This window comes from Pseudomonas fitomaticsae (genome assembly GCF_021018765.1).
GTDB lineage: Bacteria > Pseudomonadota > Gammaproteobacteria > Pseudomonadales > Pseudomonadaceae > Aquipseudomonas > Aquipseudomonas fitomaticsae.
Map to the genome: position 1 here is coordinate 4,296,029 of NZ_CP075567.1, position 16,129 is coordinate 4,312,157.

At 63.3% G+C, this 16,129-nt stretch carries 14 protein-coding genes; 13 read left to right on the top strand and 1 reads right to left on the bottom strand.

Annotated elements, in window-relative coordinates:
* Positions 1-55: 55 nt before the first annotated feature.
* The 12 genes from KJY40_RS19330 (at position 56) to KJY40_RS19385 (ending at position 13,229) form a co-directional block, all read left to right on the top strand.
* Entirely contained in the window at positions 56-874 is an 819-nt protein-coding gene (locus KJY40_RS19330; protein WP_230731853.1) for a TonB family protein, read from the top strand.
* A gap of 49 nt (positions 875-923) precedes the next feature.
* Positions 924-1,628, top strand: coding sequence for a MotA/TolQ/ExbB proton channel family protein (locus KJY40_RS19335; protein WP_007959058.1), 705 nt, complete (start codon positions 924-926; stop codon positions 1,626-1,628).
* Entirely contained in the window at positions 1,628-2,029 is a 402-nt protein-coding gene (locus tag KJY40_RS19340; protein ID WP_011335072.1) for an ExbD/TolR family protein, read from the top strand. Before KJY40_RS19335 ends, KJY40_RS19340 begins: the two co-directional genes overlap by 1 nt.
* 208 nt (positions 2,030-2,237) lie before the next feature.
* A complete protein-coding gene (locus KJY40_RS19345) occupies positions 2,238-4,943 on the top strand; it encodes a TonB-dependent receptor (protein ID WP_230731855.1) in 2,706 nt (901 codons plus the stop codon).
* Between the two features lie 148 nt (positions 4,944-5,091).
* Complete coding sequence (locus KJY40_RS19350) at positions 5,092-6,963, top strand: extracellular solute-binding protein (protein WP_230731857.1); 1,872 nt, start codon at positions 5,092-5,094, stop codon at positions 6,961-6,963.
* Position 6,964: 1 nt separating this feature from the next.
* Positions 6,965-8,029, top strand: coding sequence for a microcin C ABC transporter permease YejB (locus KJY40_RS19355; RefSeq protein ID WP_011335075.1), 1,065 nt, complete (start codon positions 6,965-6,967; stop codon positions 8,027-8,029).
* Positions 8,029-9,051 (top strand): ABC transporter permease, encoded by a 1,023-nt coding sequence (locus KJY40_RS19360; protein WP_230731859.1) that lies wholly within the window; start codon positions 8,029-8,031, stop codon positions 9,049-9,051. The genes KJY40_RS19355 and KJY40_RS19360 overlap by 1 nt, the downstream gene beginning before the upstream one ends.
* Before the next feature lie 14 nt (positions 9,052-9,065).
* Positions 9,066-10,679: an ABC transporter ATP-binding protein gene (locus KJY40_RS19365; protein WP_230731860.1), complete on the top strand. Its 1,614-nt coding sequence runs from the start codon at positions 9,066-9,068 to the stop codon at positions 10,677-10,679.
* Positions 10,680-10,847: 168 nt separating this feature from the next.
* Positions 10,848-11,369 (top strand): DUF3455 domain-containing protein, encoded by a 522-nt coding sequence (locus tag KJY40_RS19370; protein WP_085686629.1) that lies wholly within the window; start codon positions 10,848-10,850, stop codon positions 11,367-11,369.
* 42 nt (positions 11,370-11,411) lie between these two features.
* The gene (locus KJY40_RS19375; RefSeq protein ID WP_230731861.1) at positions 11,412-11,945 is read left to right on the top strand and encodes a sigma-70 family RNA polymerase sigma factor; all 534 of its coding nucleotides are present in this window, start codon (positions 11,412-11,414) and stop codon (positions 11,943-11,945) included.
* Positions 11,942-12,637 carry an anti-sigma factor gene (locus KJY40_RS19380; RefSeq protein WP_230731862.1) on the top strand — a complete coding sequence of 232 codons (696 nt, stop codon included), beginning with the start codon at positions 11,942-11,944 and terminating at the stop codon, positions 12,635-12,637. The genes KJY40_RS19375 and KJY40_RS19380 overlap by 4 nt, the downstream gene beginning before the upstream one ends.
* A 112-nt stretch (positions 12,638-12,749) precedes the next feature.
* Positions 12,750-13,229, top strand: a complete 480-nt coding sequence (locus KJY40_RS19385) for a phage infection protein (protein ID WP_230731864.1) — start codon at positions 12,750-12,752, stop codon at positions 13,227-13,229.
* Positions 13,230-13,307: 78 nt separating this feature from the next.
* Here KJY40_RS19385 and KJY40_RS19390 read toward each other — a convergent pair whose 3' ends face one another.
* Positions 13,308-14,396 carry a DUF1615 domain-containing protein gene (locus KJY40_RS19390; protein ID WP_230731865.1) on the bottom strand — a complete coding sequence of 363 codons (1,089 nt, stop codon included), beginning with the start codon at positions 14,394-14,396 and terminating at the stop codon, positions 13,308-13,310.
* A gap of 194 nt (positions 14,397-14,590) precedes the next feature.
* Here KJY40_RS19390 and KJY40_RS19395 point away from each other — a divergent pair, with 194 nt between their 5' ends.
* Positions 14,591-16,126: an FAD-dependent monooxygenase gene (locus KJY40_RS19395; RefSeq protein WP_230731866.1), complete on the top strand. Its 1,536-nt coding sequence runs from the start codon at positions 14,591-14,593 to the stop codon at positions 16,124-16,126.
* Positions 16,127-16,129 lie beyond the last annotated feature (3 nt).

Consider the following 16,129-nt stretch of genomic DNA (forward strand, 5'->3'; position numbering starts at 1 on the left):
CGCTGTGTTGTTCGAACGGCACCTCATTGCCCTTCATCCACCCGAGGGAGCTTTAATGAACGATGCGGTAAAGCACAGAACGCCGCCGGGGCCATTACCGAACGCAGCACTTGCGTCGGTGACGGGTCGGCCCGTCTACAAGGCCAACACTTCGCAGCCCGGCGGCCTGAACAAACAGCAGATGCTGTTGCTGGTGGCGGTGTCGGCGTTGATACACGGCGGTGCCTGGTGGTTTTTCCAACAGGCGCGGGCCGAACCGCTGCCCACGCCACCGGAAATTCCGGAAATGACCGTCGAGCTGACCAGCCCGACACCGCCGGCCCCGCCGACACCGGAGCCGCCGCCCCCACCACCGCCACCGCCCGAACCGGAACAACCGGTGGAAGACGAGGACGCGGTCAAGCCGCCGCCCAAACCGGTGGAGAAACCCAAGCCGATCGAAAAACCGAAACCGGTCGAGAAACCCAAACCGGTGAAAAAGGCCGAGCCGCCGAAAGCGCCGCCGGCACCTGCGCAACCGGCAGCGCCTGCCGCCCCGGCCACCCCGAGTGCGCCACCGGCACCTGCGGCGGCACCGGGCCCGGTGAAAGAGTCGGCGGCGATTTCCGGCCTCGCCAGCCTCGGCAACCCGCCGCCGGAATACCCGTCGCTGGCCCTGCGACGCAACTGGGAAGGCAGCGTGGTGCTGCGGATTCAGGTGCTGGCCAATGGTCGCGCAGGCTCGGTGACGGTGACCAAATCCAGCGGCAAGCCGCAACTGGATGACGCGGCGGTCGCAGCGGTAAAGGCCTGGAAGTTCATCCCGGCCAAACGCGGCGACACACCGATCGACGGCTTCGCCACCCAGACCATCGATTTCAAATTGCCGCAATGACGGCGCGACAACCGAACTCACAACCGATTAACGCAAGCGAGGTGTAGCCATGAACGATTCTTTGTCTTCGATGATTGTCCCCGGCGTGCTCTGGGGGCTGGTGCTGTTCTCCGTGGTCAGTTGGGCGATCCTGCTGGTCAAGTCGGCGCAATACCTGCGCCAGAAAACCCAGAACCGACAGTTCAGCAAAGCCTTCTGGGGCGCGCCGGACCTACTCACCGCCGCCGAACACGCCAGTCAATATCCGGGCTCGCTGGCGCGGATCGCCAGCAGCGGTTTTGAAGCCTTGCTGGTGGAAGAATCCCCGCGCACCACCCAACAACTGGCGCACACCATCAACCGCTCCGACCGACTGGAACGCAACCTGCGCCAGCAGATCCAGAAGGAACGCCGCTCGCTGGAAAACGGCCAGGCGATCCTCGCCAGTATCGGCAGCACCGCGCCGTTCATTGGCCTGTTCGGCACCGTGTGGGGAATCATGGAAGCCCTGCAAAGCATCGGCGCCAGCGGTTCGGCCAGCCTGGAAACCGTGGCCGGGCCCATTGGCCACGCGCTGATCGCCACCGGTGTGGGCATTGCCGTCGCGGTGCCGGCGGTGCTGATTTACAACTTCTTCCTGCGGCGCCTGAAGCTGGCCTCGGCGGACATGGATGACTTCGCCCACGACTTCGACGCCCTCGCCTCGCGCAGCGCGTTTTCCATCAGCCGCCAGGCCATCGCCAAGTCCACGGCCGCCGTGCGGGAGGCCAGCTGATGTCCTTTTCCACTCAAGACAGCGATGAAGTGCTCAGCGAAATGAACGTCACGCCGCTGGTGGACGTGATGCTCGTGCTGCTGGTGGTGTTCATCGTCACCGCGCCGCTGATGACCAACGCGATCAAGGTCAACCTGCCGAAAACCGACGCCGTCGCCCCCGCCGAAAAGAAAGACCCGGTGGTGGTCAGCGTCGATCAGGACGGCAAGTTCTTCCTGGCCAAGACCGAGCTGGCGCCGGAATCACTGGAGGCCAGCCTCAAGGAGGTCAAGGCCAAGGATGCCGACGTACGCGTGCAGCTGCAGGCCGACTCCGCCGTGAATTACGGCCAGGTCGCCAAAGCCATGGCGTCCATCGAGCGCTCGGGCATCACCAAAATATCGGTGATGACCACCCGCTGACGGCGGTGCCGGGCGCGCAGTGAGGGACGCGCCCGACACCGCTCTTTGAATCCCGTCGCAATCGGCCGACCGAAAAAACGCAGCGCGTCTTCGGAGGGGATCGGCTTGCTTGAAGAAAGTGGTTTTCGCGGCGCGGCACCACCGTGCTCCGTGCAAAGAGGGCTCACAAGGCCATTTCGATAAACGTCTAACAAAGTCGGAAACAACCATGCTGATGAACACTCCACGCTTCACGCTCAAACCTTTGGTGGCGACGATTTCCCGCCATCGTTTCGTTCCGTTGTACCTGGTGGCCATGGGGATGGGCGCCGGGGTACAAGCCGCCGAGGACGACAACAACACCCCGGCCGCCGCTGCGGTGGTCGCACCGACCACGCAACTGCAACGGGTCGAAGTGACCGGTTCGGCGATCCGTCGGGTCGACGCGGAAACGGCGGTGCCAATCACCGTGCTCAAGGCCGATGAACTGCGCAAACAGGGCGTGACCACCACCGCCGAACTGGTGCAGCGCATCACCGGCAGCCAGTCGATCAACAACAGCGCTGGCTCGGTCGGCGCGGCCACTGGTGGCGCGTCGTTCGCCGACATGCGCGGCATCGGCGCGAACAAGACGCTGGTGCTGCTCAACGGTCGGCGACTGGCGAACAACGCCCTGTCGGGCACCAACTCGGCCGGCGGCGCGGTGGATCTGAACATGATCCCGTTTGCCGCCATCGAGCGCGTGGAAGTGCTGCGCGACGGCGCCTCGGCCCTGTACGGCACCGACGCCATCGGCGGTGTGATCAACTTCATCACCAAAAAATCCATGACCGACGGCCAGCTCACCCTCGGCGGCGAAACCCCGACCCACAGTGGCGGCGGTGCGACCAAGGACATGAGCGCCAGCTGGGGCTACGGCGATCTGGAGCAGGACCGCTTCAACGTGCTCGGCGTGTTCAACTACAACAAGCAGCAGAACCTCGATGCCAACGACCGCTCCTTCGCCCGTGACTACGTGCCTGGCCGAGGTCTGGACCAGACCTCCGGCACTGCGTTCCCCGGCAACTACAGCCAGAACGGCAACGCCACCAACCCGCTGGCCAACAGCAATTGCAACGGCCCCAACCTGGTGGCCCGCGACGGCCTCTGCCGCTTCAGCACCCGCGAATACATCGACCTGGTGCCGCAGACCGAGAAAACTTCGTTCTTCGGCAAGACCACCGGCAAACTGGCCGACGACCACAACGTCAACCTCGAATACTTCTGGTCGCGCAACAACAACGCCACCGCCGTGGGACCTGCGCCATTGACCGGCCTGAGCCTGGATTCGTCCTCGCCCTACTACCCCGGCAACGGCATCACCCCGGCGCCCACCGATTTCGCCCTCGACCCGACGCAACCGGTGGACGTGAACTGGCGCGAAACCGCCGCCGGCCCGCGCGAATCGAAAGACCAGAACACCAGTCAGCGCTTCTTGCTGAGCTTCGACGGTCTGGTCGGCGGCTGGGACTACAACGTCGGCGCCTCGTACAACCAGAACAAGATCGTCTCCAGCGTCACCAGCGGCTACGTCAGCGATCAGGCGATGATCGACGGTCTGGCCAGCGGCCTGCTCAACCCGTTCGGCCCGCAGACCAGCGCCGGTCAGCAGTACATTGACCAGGCCGCGTACCACGGCGCCTATTCCACGGCGGTCGGTCGGGTCGCCGGTTTCGACGGGCGGATCAGCCGCGAAATCGGTGACTGGTTCGGTGCCGGCCCGTCGGGTCTGGCGCTGGGCGGCGAGTACCGCAAAGAAAAATTCCACCAGGACTTCGAACCGTTCGCCGGCGACATCCAGAGCCTGGGGATCGACCCGGCCGGCAGCGTCGAAGGCGACCGCAGCGTGAAAGCCGCCTACGCGGAAATCAACGTGCCGGTGCTCGACAGCCTGGAACTGTCCGCCGCCGTGCGTCACGACAAATACAGCGACTTCGGCAGCACCACCAACCCGAAATATTCGTTCCGTTATCAGCCGCTCAAGGAGCTGGTGGTGCGCGGCGCCTACAGCGAAGGCTTCCGCGCGCCGTCGCTGTATGAGTTGTATTCGCCGCGCAGCATCACCTACACCCAGGGCTACTACAACGACCCGGTGCTGTGTACCGGCGGCGTGGTGCAACCGGGCGGCAACGGCGGGCGCGATTGCGGTCAGCAGTTCCTCAACCAGATCGGCGGCAACGAAGACCTGGCCCCGGAGAAGGCGCGCAACGTGACGCTGGGCTTCGTCTATCAGCCGGTCAGCAATCTGTCGGTGGGCCTGGATTTCTGGTGGATTCACATCTCCAACCAGATCCAGCCGTTCCCGGAGTCCACCGTGTTCGATCAGGCCGGCAGCTACCCTGACCGCTTCGTGCGCAACGCCGACGGCACGCTCAACTACATCGTCACCGGCAACGCCAACCTCGGCATCGTCGAAACCAACGGCGTCGATGTGTCGCTGGACTATCGCTTCCCGAACACGCCGTACGGTCAATTCGGTCTGGGCCTGCAAGGCACCTATGTCGACGAGTACGACTTCCAGAGCACCATCAAGGGCCCGTTCACCGACAAGGTCGGCGACTTCAGGGGTGACGGGGTGATTGCCCGCTGGAAACACAACCTGACCGGTTCCTGGACCTTCGGCGCCGCCCGCGCGGCGCTGACCAACCGCTTCACCACCGGCTACAACGACTACGACCGCGAGACCAACGCGCGGGTCGCGTCGTATTCGGTGTGGGACCTGTCGGCCGGCTACACCTTCGACAAGGTGCTGGACGTGGACGCCGGGGTGAAGAATCTGTTCGACCGCGATCCGCCGTTCTCCAACCAGGCCTACAACTTCCAGAGCGGTTATGACCCGCGCTACACCGATCCGCTGGGCCGCACGCTGTTTGCGCGCATGACGTACCACTTCTAAGGAACGAGCACTGCGTAACCCTGTGGGAGCTGGCTTGCCAGCGATGGCGTCGTGTCAGCCGACATCGACTGCACTGACATACCGCTATCGCTGGCAAGCCAGGTCCCACATGGGTCCTTGTTCTTTCAGAGGTTTGAGGAGTGATCTCATGAGCTTTTTGCGCAACATGGCCGGCCTGCTGCTCGGCAGCGCGCTGCTGTGCAACGCGGCATCTGCGCTGGCCGGCGGCAGCTACGCGATGACGGTGTACGGCGAGGCGCCGAAATACTCCGCCGGTTTCCAGCACTTCGATTTCGTCAATCCCGACGCACCCAAGGGCGGCTCGCTCAGCCGCGCTTCGATGGAGATCGGTCAGTACAACTACATCACCCCGTATGCCGATCAGGGCATTTCCGTGGTGCAGGTCAACGACTGGGTATATTCGCCGCTGGCGTTCCGCTCGCTGGACGAGCCCTACACCGTCTACGGTCTGGTGGCGCAATCCATGGAGCGCGATCCCGACGGTCTGTGGGTGCGTTTCAACCTGAACCCCAAGGCGCGTTTCGCCGACGGCACACCAATCACCGCCAAGGACGTGCGCTACACCTTCGAGCTGTTGATGACCAAGGGCAGCCTGAGTTATCGCCAGCAATACGCCGATGTGCAGGACGTGCTGATCGAAGGTCCGCGGCAGATTCGCTTCACCTTCAAGAACAACCTCAACCGCACCCTGGCGCTGGATCTGGCGTCGCTGCGACCGGTGCCCGAACACTGGTGGAAAACCCGCGACTTCGCCAATGGCGGCGGTTTCGAACCACCACTGGGCAGCGGCCCATACCGAGTGAGCAAGGTCGACGCCGGGCGCAGCATCGGTTTCCAGCGCGATCCGGATTGGTGGGGCAAGGACCTGCCGGTCAGTCGCGGCATGTACAACTTCGACAGCCTCACCGTGAATTTCTACGGCGACACCGACGTCGCCCGACAACTGCTGCAAGCCGGCGCGTTCGACTACAACCGCGAATTTTCCTCGTCCGGCTACGTGGTCGGCTACGACAGCCCGGCCCTGCGTGACGGTCGCCTGCAACAGGCGATTCTCGCCCCGGACAAACCGACCAGCGCCCAGGGGTTTGTGTTCAATCTGCAGAACCCGTTGTTCAAGGATCGCCGCGTGCGTCAGGCGCTGAGCCTGCTGTGGGATTTCGAGTGGACCAACAAGCAGATGATGCGCGGCTTCTACGTGCGCCAGAACAGCTACTGGCCGAAGAGTGAAATGGCCGCCACCGCCCTGCCCGACGCCGGGGAACTGGCGATCCTCGAACCGCTGCGCGGACAGATTCCGGACGAGGTTTTCAGCCGGGTCTATCAGGCGCCGAAAACCGATGGCAGCGGCTACATCCGCGACAAGCAGTTGCAGGCCCTGAAACTGTTGGCCGAGGCCGGATGGACGCCGAAACACAACCGACTGGTGAACGCCGCCGGCGAGCCATTCGAATTCACCTTCCTCGACGGCCAGGGCGGCTTCGACCGCATGCTGCTGCCGTACAAACGCACCCTGGCGCAGATCGGTATCACCCTCAATCTGCGGCGTATCGATTCGGCGCAATACATCAACCGGCTCAACGCCCGGGACTACGACATGATCGTCACCAGTTTCCCGCGCAGCGGCGACCCGATCGTCTCGCCGGGCCGCGAGTTGTACAGCCTGTATGCCTCGCAGAGCGCAACGCAGGTCGGCAGCTCCAATTCGATGGTGCTGGCCGACCCGGCGGTGGACCGGCTGATCGACGGCCTGGTGCAGGCCAATACCCGCGACGCCATGGTGCGTTACGCCCGCGCCCTCGACCGGGTGCTGCAATGGGGTGACTACATGATTCCCAACTACTACTCCAAAGGCACGCCGACGGTGTATCAGAACCGCTTCGGCAGGCCGCCGGTGCAGCCGATTTACAGCGAAGGCCTCGACACCTGGTGGGAGGTCTCGGCCAAGCCGCTGACCAATCAGCAGATGAGTGCCCTGCACCAATTCGCGGGGGGCCAGTGACATGTGGCGTTATCTGAGTCGACGTCTGTTGCTGATCATCCCGACGCTGCTGTGCATTCTGGTGGTCAACTTCGTCATCGTGCAGGCCGCGCCCGGTGGCCCGGTGGAACAGGCCATCGCCCGCCTGCAAGGCTTCGGCGGGCACAGCATGGGCGGCGCCAGCGAGGTCACCGCGATCGGCGGTGCCGGGCGCAGCAGCCGTGGCCTGGACCCGGCGCTGATCGAAGAGATCAAGCACCACTACGGCTTCGACAAGCCGATGCACGAACGCCTGTGGCTGATGCTCAAGAACTACGCGCAACTGGACCTGGGCAGCAGTTTCTTTCGCGGTGCGAAAGTGACGGATCTGATCGTGCAGAAGCTGCCGGTGTCGCTGTCCCTCGGCCTCTGGGCGACGCTGATCACCTACCTGATTTCGATCCCGCTGGGGATCCGCAAGGCGATCAAAAACGGTAGCGCGTTCGATGTCTGGAGCAGCACGGCGATCATCGTCGGCTACGCGATGCCGGCGTTTCTGTTCGCGATCCTGTTGATCGTGGTGTTCGCCGGGGGCAGCTACGTCAACTGGTTTCCGGTGCAGGGTCTGGTCTCGGACAACTTCGACAGCCTGAGCCTGTGGGGCAAGGTCGGCGACTACCTCTGGCACCTGGTGTTGCCGGTGACGGCGCTGGTGATCGGCGGTTTTGCGACGCTGACGATCCTGACCAAAAACAGCTTCCTCAACGAGATCAGCCGCCAGTACGTGATCACCGCGCGCGCCAAGGGCCTGACCGAAAGACGCGTGCTCTACGGCCATGTGTTTCGCAACGCGATGCTGCTGGTGGTGGCCGGTGTGCCGTCGGCATTGATCGAGGTGTTTTTCGCCGGCTCCCTGCTGATCGAAACCATCTTCAACCTCGACGGCCTCGGGCGCATGAGCTACGAAGCGGCGGTGTCACGGGACTACCCGGTGGTGTTCGGCACGCTGTTTCTGTTCACCCTGTTCGGCCTGTTGATCAAGCTGATCGGCGACCTCTGCTACACCCTGCTCGACCCGCGCATCGACTTCTCGGCGAGGACTGCCTGATGTTCACACTCTCCCCTCTGGGCCGGCGGCGCATCGCGCAATTCAAGGCCAACCGGCGCGGACGCTGGTCGCTGTGGCTGTTCATCGGGCTGTGCCTGATCTGCCTAGGCGGCGAACTGATCGCCAACGACAAGCCGCTGGTGATCCGCTACCACAACGCTTTTTACTTCCCGATCCTCAGCGATTACCAGGAAACCGATTTCGGCGGCGAACTGCCGTTCCAGCCGGATTACGCCAGCAATTACGTACACAAACTGATCGAAGATCAGGGCGGCTGGATGCTGTTCCCGCCGATCCCGTTCAGCTACGACACGGTCAATTACGACCTCACGGAACCGGCACCGAGCCCGCCGTCCTCGAGCAACTGGCTGGGCACCGACGATCAGGCGCGAGACGTGTTGGCGCGGGTGATTTTCGGCACGCGGATTTCGATTCTGTTTGCACTGATCCTCACTGCCGTCAGTGTGCTGGTCGGCATCGTGGCCGGGGCGTTGCAGGGTTATTACGGCGGCTGGGTCGATTTGCTCGGGCAGCGGGTGCTGGAGATCTGGTCGGGGCTGCCGGTGCTGTACCTGCTGATCATCTTGTCGGGGTTCGTCTCGCCGAGTTTCTGGTGGCTGCTGGGGATCATGGCGCTGTTTTCCTGGCTGGCACTGGTGGACGTGGTGCGCGCCGAGTTCCTGCGCGGGCGCAGCCTGGAATACGTCAAGGCCGCGCGAGCCCTGGGCCTGACGGACAGCGAGCTGATGCGCCGGCACATTCTGCCCAACGCCATGACCTCCACCCTCACCTACCTGCCGTTCATTCTGACCGGCGCCATCGCCACCCTCACCGCGCTGGATTTTCTCGGCTTCGGCATGCCCGCCGGCACCGCGTCGCTGGGGGAACTGATCGGCCAGGCCAAGCGCAATCTGCAAGCGCCGTGGCTGGGGCTGACGGCGTTTTTTGCCCTGGCGCTGATTCTGTCCCTGCTGGTGTTTATCGGCGAAGCCTGCCGTGACGCGTTCGATCCGCGATCCTGATCCCCGGAGCTGAAATGACCGACAACCTGATTGAAATCCGCGACCTGCGCGTCGCCTTCGCCGGGCACGAAGTGGTGCACGGCGTGAACCTCGACATCCGCCGTGGCGAATGCCTGGCACTGGTCGGTGAATCCGGCTCGGGCAAGTCGGTGACGGCGCACTCGATCCTGCGTTTGCTGCCAGGCAAAACCGTCAGCAGCACGGGCAGCATCCGCTACAACGGCGTGGACTTGCTGCACGCCAGCGAACAACAACTGCGCGGCTTGCGCGGCAACCGCATCGCGATGATTTTCCAGGAGCCGATGACCTCGCTGAACCCGTTGCACACAGTGGAAAAACAGATCAGCGAAGTGCTGGAGATCCACAAAGGGCTCAAGGGTCGCGCCGCGCGCCAGCGCACGTTGGAGCTGCTGGAACTGGTGGGCATTCGCCAGCCGTTGCAGCGCTTGAAGGCCTATCCGCACCAGCTCTCTGGCGGCCAGCGGCAACGGGTGATGATCGCCATGGCGCTGGCCAACGAGCCGGAATTGCTGATCGCCGACGAACCGACCACGGCGCTCGACGTGACCGTGCAACAGAAGATTCTCGAGCTGCTGATCGAGTTGCAGCAACGCCTCGGCATGTCGTTGTTGCTGATCAGTCATGACCTCAATCTGGTGCGGCGTATCGCCCAACGGGTGTGCGTGATGCGCCACGGGGAAATCCTCGAACAGGCCGACTGCGCAACGCTGTTCCGCACGCCGCAGCATCCTTACAGCCGCCTGCTGATCGAGGCAGAACCGTCGGGCGCACCGGTGCCGAGCCGTTACGATCACAACCTGCTGGAGGTGGACGATCTGAAAGTCTGGTTCCCGCTGCCCAAGGCGCTGTTCAGCCGCACCCAGGAATACATCAAGGCCGTGGATGGCGTGAGTTTTCGTCTGCAACGGGGCAAGACCCTGGGCATTGTCGGCGAGTCCGGCTCGGGCAAGTCGACGCTGGGCCAGGCGATTCTGCGGCTGGTGGAATCAGAGGGCGATATTCGCTTCGGCAACAAGCATTTGAGCCTGCTCAATCAGCGCTTGATGCGCCCGCTGCGCCGGCAGATCCAGGTGGTGTTCCAGGACCCGTTCGGCAGCCTCAGCCCACGGATGTCGGTGCAGCAGATCATCGCCGAAGGCCTGCTGACCCATGGCATCGGCACGCCCGAAGAGCGTGAGGCTGCGGTGATCCGTGTGCTGGAGGAAGTCGGCCTCGACCCGCAGAGCCGCCATCGCTATCCCCACGAATTCTCCGGCGGCCAGCGCCAGCGCATTTCCATCGCCCGGGCGCTGGTGCTGGAGCCGGCGCTGATTCTGCTCGACGAACCGACCTCGGCGCTGGATCGCACGGTGCAGAAACAGGTGGTGGAATTATTGCGGCAGTTGCAGATCCGCCATGGCTTGACGTACCTGTTCATCAGCCATGACCTGGCGGTGGTGCATGCGCTGGCACACGACTTGATGGTGATCAAGGACGGCAAGGTGGTGGAACAGGGAGCGTCGCGCCAGATTTTTGCGGCGCCGCAGCATGCCTATACCCAGGAACTGCTGAAAGCCTCCGGCCTGGCATTGGCAAAAACCGGGCATGAGCTGGTTACGACAATCTGACAATTGCTGAAGAACCTTGTGGGAGCGGGCTTGCCCGCTCCCACAGGGGGTTGCAGTGTTTTCAAAATTATTTTTCGAGCCCTGCATCCAAACGCCTCCGTCACGGGTAGTCCCTGTAACAGCCCTCTTTCGGCTGTCAGCGGTTTACCCTTTTTCGGAGAAACACTGATGAACATCACCCAACTGATCGGCCTCACCGGTTTGCTCGCCGTCGCCTCTACGAGCTTTGCCCAAAGCAGTTATCCCGATGCGATCAAGGTGCCGGACGGCCACAAGATCGCGATGGAAACCACCGGGGTCGGCGAGATCACCTACGAATGCCGGGACAAGGCCAACGTCGCCGGCCAGACCGAGTGGGTGTTCGTCGGCCCCAAAGCGGTGCTCAACGATCGCAGCGGCAAGCAGGTCGGCACCTACTTCGGCCCGCCCGCCACCTGGCAGGCGCAGGACGGTTCGAAAGTCACCGGCACGCAATTGGCCGTCGCGCCGTCGAGCCCGGGCAACCTGCCCTATCAATTGGTCAAGGCCAACCCCGCCGAGGGCAAAGGCGCCATGAGCGGCGTGAGCTACATCCAGCGCGTCGCGCTCAAGGGCGGCGTGGCGCCGGGCAGCGAATGCACGGCGGCGAACAAGGGCAAACAGGAAGTGGTGAAGTACCAGGCCGACTACATTTTCTGGGCCGCGAACTGAGCCTGACTGGACGTTTGCTCGATGCTTGCTAGATTGCAGGACATGCCATTACCCGAAACCGCGTTCGATTACGAAGCCCGCCTCGCCGCCTGTGCCCGCGGCGAGCGCGGGGCCCTGCGCGAATTGTATGTGCAGGAAAGCCCGCGGCTGCTCGGTGTGGCCCGGCGTCTGGTGCGTGATACGGCGCTGGCCGAAGACATCGTTCACGACGCATTCATCAAGATCTGGGCTGGCGCGGCGGGTTTCGATCCGGCGCGCGGTTCTGCCCGGGGCTGGATGTTCAGCGTGACCCGGCATCTGGCGCTGAATGTGCTGCGCAATCACGACCGGGAAACGCCGTTGAACGACAGCAACGAATCTCTGGCGATTGATGACGACTTCGATGCGCTGGCGCAATCGACCCGCATCCATCGCTGCCTGCATCAACTGGAACCGCAACGCCGCCGCTGCATCCTTCACGCCTACGTCGACGGTTACAGCCACGCGCAGATCGCCCAACGCCTCGACACGCCGCTGGGCACCGTCAAAGCCTGGATCAAGCGCAGCCTCAATGCGTTGCGGGAGTGCATGGGATGACCACCGAATCGGCGCAGGAACGCGATGAACTGGCCAGCGAATACGTGCTCGGCACCCTCTCGGCCGAAGCGCGCGCCGAAGTGCAACGGCGCTTGCCCAACGAGCCGGAACTGCAAGCGGCCGTGGATGCCTGGGAGCGGCGTCTGCTGGAGCTGACCGACCTCGCCCCGGCGCATCAGCCTTCGTTGCAGCTGTGGCAGCGCATCGAACGCAGTGTCGGGCAACTCACCCATAAGGTGACGCCCGAGATTTCATGGTGGAACCGCCTGTCGCTGTGGCGCGGCTTGAGCGCTGCCGGGCTGGCCGCGACCTTGTTGCTAGGCTCGATCCTGTTGACCCAAACCACGCCGAAACCAAGTTTTCTGGTGGTGCTGGTCGCCCCGCAGGACAAGGCGCCGGGCTGGGTGATCCAGGCCAGCAGTCCACGGGAGATTCAGTTGATTCCGCTGGGCGTGGTCGAGGTGCCGGCCGACAAGGCGCTGGAGTTCTGGACCAAGGCCGACGGCTGGCAGGGTCCGGTATCGCTGGGGCTGGTCAAGCCGGGCCAGGCGCTGTCGATCCCGCTGGACAAGCTGCCGCCGCTGCAACCGAACCAGTTGTTCGAGCTGACGCTGGAAGGCGCCAACGGCTCACCGATCGGCAAACCCACAGGGCCGATCCAGGCAATCGGCCGCGCGGTGAAGGTGTTGTGACAAACCATCATCGGCGTCGATGTTCACCATCACGTCAATGAAGTTCTCTTAAAAAATCCCGGGCGTAACATCGGCTCCATACCAAACAAACAACACCCCCGGAGCAAAAATCATGAAACGCCAAGTCATCCTCAGCATTGCCCTTTCGGTTCTGGCCTTCAACGCATTTGCCGCCAAACCGGCCCCCACCCTGATCGCCGAAGGCGGTTCGGATCGTCTGATCGAACGCCGCGTTGCCGAAGGTGGTTCGGATCGTCTGATCGAACGCCGCGTTGCCGAAGGTGGCTCGGATCGTCTGATTGAACGCCGCGTTGCCGAAGGTGGTTCGGATCGTCTGATCGAACGCCGCGTTGCCGAAGGTGGTTCGGATCGTCTGATCGAACGCCGCGTTGCCGAAGGTGGTTCGGATCGTCTGATTGAACGTCGCGTTGCCGAAGGTGGCTCGGATCGTCTGATTGAACGCCGCGTTGCCGAAGGTGGCTCGGATCGTCTGATTGAACGCCGCGTTGCCGAAGGTGGCTCGGATCGTCTGATCGAACGTCGTGTTGCTGAAGGTGGCTCGGATCGTCTGATTGAACGCCGCGTTGCCTGAATGAATGGCTTGACCGCAACAACCCAGAAAAAACCCGGCTCCCGTCAGCCGGGTTTTTTTATACCTTTTTGATCGTCCTCAGCTCTTGGCCATACAGCGCCGATAGCGCTCGTCGACCCGTTTGGCAAACCACGCCGTGGTCAGTTTGCGGGTGATCTTCGGGCTCTGCAGCACGATGCCCGGCAACACCGCACGGGGCAGTGACTTGCCTTCCGCACGCTCCGCCAGCTCGAAGACCCGTTGATACAGTTTGGTATCCTCGAAAGCCAGGCTATCGCCCTTCTCCAGTTGATCGCGAATCACCGGATTGCGCATGCCCAGCGATTTACCGAGGGTGCGCACCGCCAGTTCCGTGCTGCCCGGCATGATCGCGCCCGGCCGAATCAGGTCGCCATCCAGTGCCAGTGGAATCCCCGAAGCGCGGCTGACCGCGTTCTGAAACGCCGCATTGCGACTGGCGTACCAGCCGGCGTTGAAGTCGGCGAAGCGGTACAACGGCTCGCGGTAACTCACCGGATAACCCAGCAAATGGGCAATCCCGAAATACATCCCGCCGCGACGACTGAACACCTCGCGGCGAATCGTCCCGTCCACCGGGTACGGATAGTCCTTGGCATGCTTCTCGGCGAATTCGATGCTGACCTGCATCGGCCCGCCGGTATGCACCGGGTTGAAACCGCTGAACAACGTGCGGCCCATCGGCACCGAGCCGATGAAGTCATCGAAAATCGCGCTCAATTCCTTTTCGCTGCGGGCGGCGCTCAGGCGTTCGCTGTAGGTCTTGCCGTTCGGCGAACGCACCTGCAAGGCGCCGCTGACCAACAGGCTCGGGATATGCACTTTGGCGGCGCGGCGGTCGATTTCGTCACGGGCGATCTTGCCCAGGCCAGGCACCGGCGGATCGACCTGAAAGGTGGATTCCTGCTCGGCGACGGCCAGCACCGAACACAGATTCTGCGTGGTCGGGCTGATGCCCTGGGCGGCGAACGCGGCGTAGATGTCAGTGGCCCAGCCCTGGCGGTCGACGGTTTTTGCCGGCAGCAGGCGCACGATCTGCGCCTTGACCTCGGCGGGCGGGCGCGGCGCCGGTTCTTCGCTGCGTTGACCGGCGCAACCGGCCAGTAACAGCAGCGCGGCGAGGCTGACGAATAATCGAGGGGTATGCATAACGCTTCATCCAGTCCGTTGAGCCGGGTTAACCCTACGCGCAATCGCAGGGTGCAGGATAGGACTGCGGGCCGGCGGCGCTGTTCCATCGCCCCGTTTGGCAGGCCGACTGGCCGCCCTCGCCGTCTGATCCATACTTGCTGCTGCACACTCAGTGGCAAGCCTGGGGTCAGGACACGCGAGGAGGACAGACCATGAACCGCAGTGATGCTCTGATCATCGGCGCAGGCCCCACCGGACTGGTGCTGGCCCTGTGGCTGAGCAAACTGGGCGTGCGCGTGCGCATCATCGACAAGACCTCCGCGCCGGGCACTACGTCGCGGGCGCTGGCGGTGCAGGCGCGCACCCTTGAGCTGTACCGGCAACTGGACCTGGCCGATACGGTGGTGCGCAACGGTCATCGGGTCGCCGCAGCGAATTTCTGGGTCAAGGGCAAACCCGTGGCGCAGCTGCCGCTCAACCGCATCGGCGAAGGCCTGACGCCCTATGCCTTTCTGGAAATGTACCCGCAGGACGAACACGAGCGGCTGCTGATCGAACGCCTCGAAGACTACGACGTGACCGTCGAACGCAACACCACGCTTGAGAGTTTCACCGAAAACGGCGACGGCCTCACCGCGCATTTGCGCCTGCCGGATGGCGAGCAGGAAATCTGCCAGGCCTGCTACCTGGCCGGGTGTGACGGCGCCCGTTCGGTCGTGCGCAAAACCCTCGACACCGGTTTTCCCGGTGGTACTTATCAGCAGATTTTCTATGTCGCGGATGTGCAGGCCAGCGGCCCGGCGCTCAACGGCGAGTTGCATCTGGATCTGGATGAAGCGGACTTTCTCGCGGTGTTCCCGCTGGCCGGCGAAGGCCGTGCGCGGTTGATCGGCACCGTGCGCGACGAACGTGCGGATCGCGCCGAAACCCTCGAGTTCTCAGATGTCAGCAATCGCGCCATCGAACATCTGAACGTGCACATCGAGGACGTCAACTGGTTCTCCACCTACCGCGTGCATCACCGGGTGGCGGATCACTTTCGCAAGGGTCGGGCGTTTCTGCTCGGCGATGCGGCGCACGTACACAGCCCGGCTGGCGGTCAGGGCATGAACACCGGCATCGGCGATGCGATCAATCTGGCGTGGAAACTCGCGGCGGTGCTCGGCGGCGCTGCCACGCCCAAACTGCTCGACAGTTATGAAACCGAACGCATCGCCTTCGCCCGGCGACTGGTGTCGACCACTGACAAGGTTTTCAGCTTCGTCACCGCCGAAGGCCGTATGGCCGACCTGTTGCGCACGCGACTAGCACCGTTCCTGATTCCGAAAATGGCCTCGTTCGAGACCAGCCGCGAATTCCTGTTTCGCACCGTCTCGCAAATCACCGTCAACTATCGAGGCATGGCATTAAGTGAAGGCGTGGCCGGGCACGTCCACGGCGGCGATCGTTTACCGTGGGCTCATGATGGCGAGGGGGATAATTACGAGCCGCTGCGCCATCCGTGCTGGCAGGTGCATGTGTACGGCGACACCAGCGACGAGATGATCGCCTGGTGCAATGAACATCACTTGCCGCTGCACGTGTTCGACTGGCGCCCGGCGTTTGAAACGGCGGGACTGGGGCGCAACGGCTTTTACCTGCTGCGCCCCGATACCTATGTGGCGATTGCCGACAACAGCGCGGATCCGAAGGTGATCGAGCGGTATTTCCGCGATCACGGGATCCGGCCGTTTTTCAATTGCGCTTGAAGG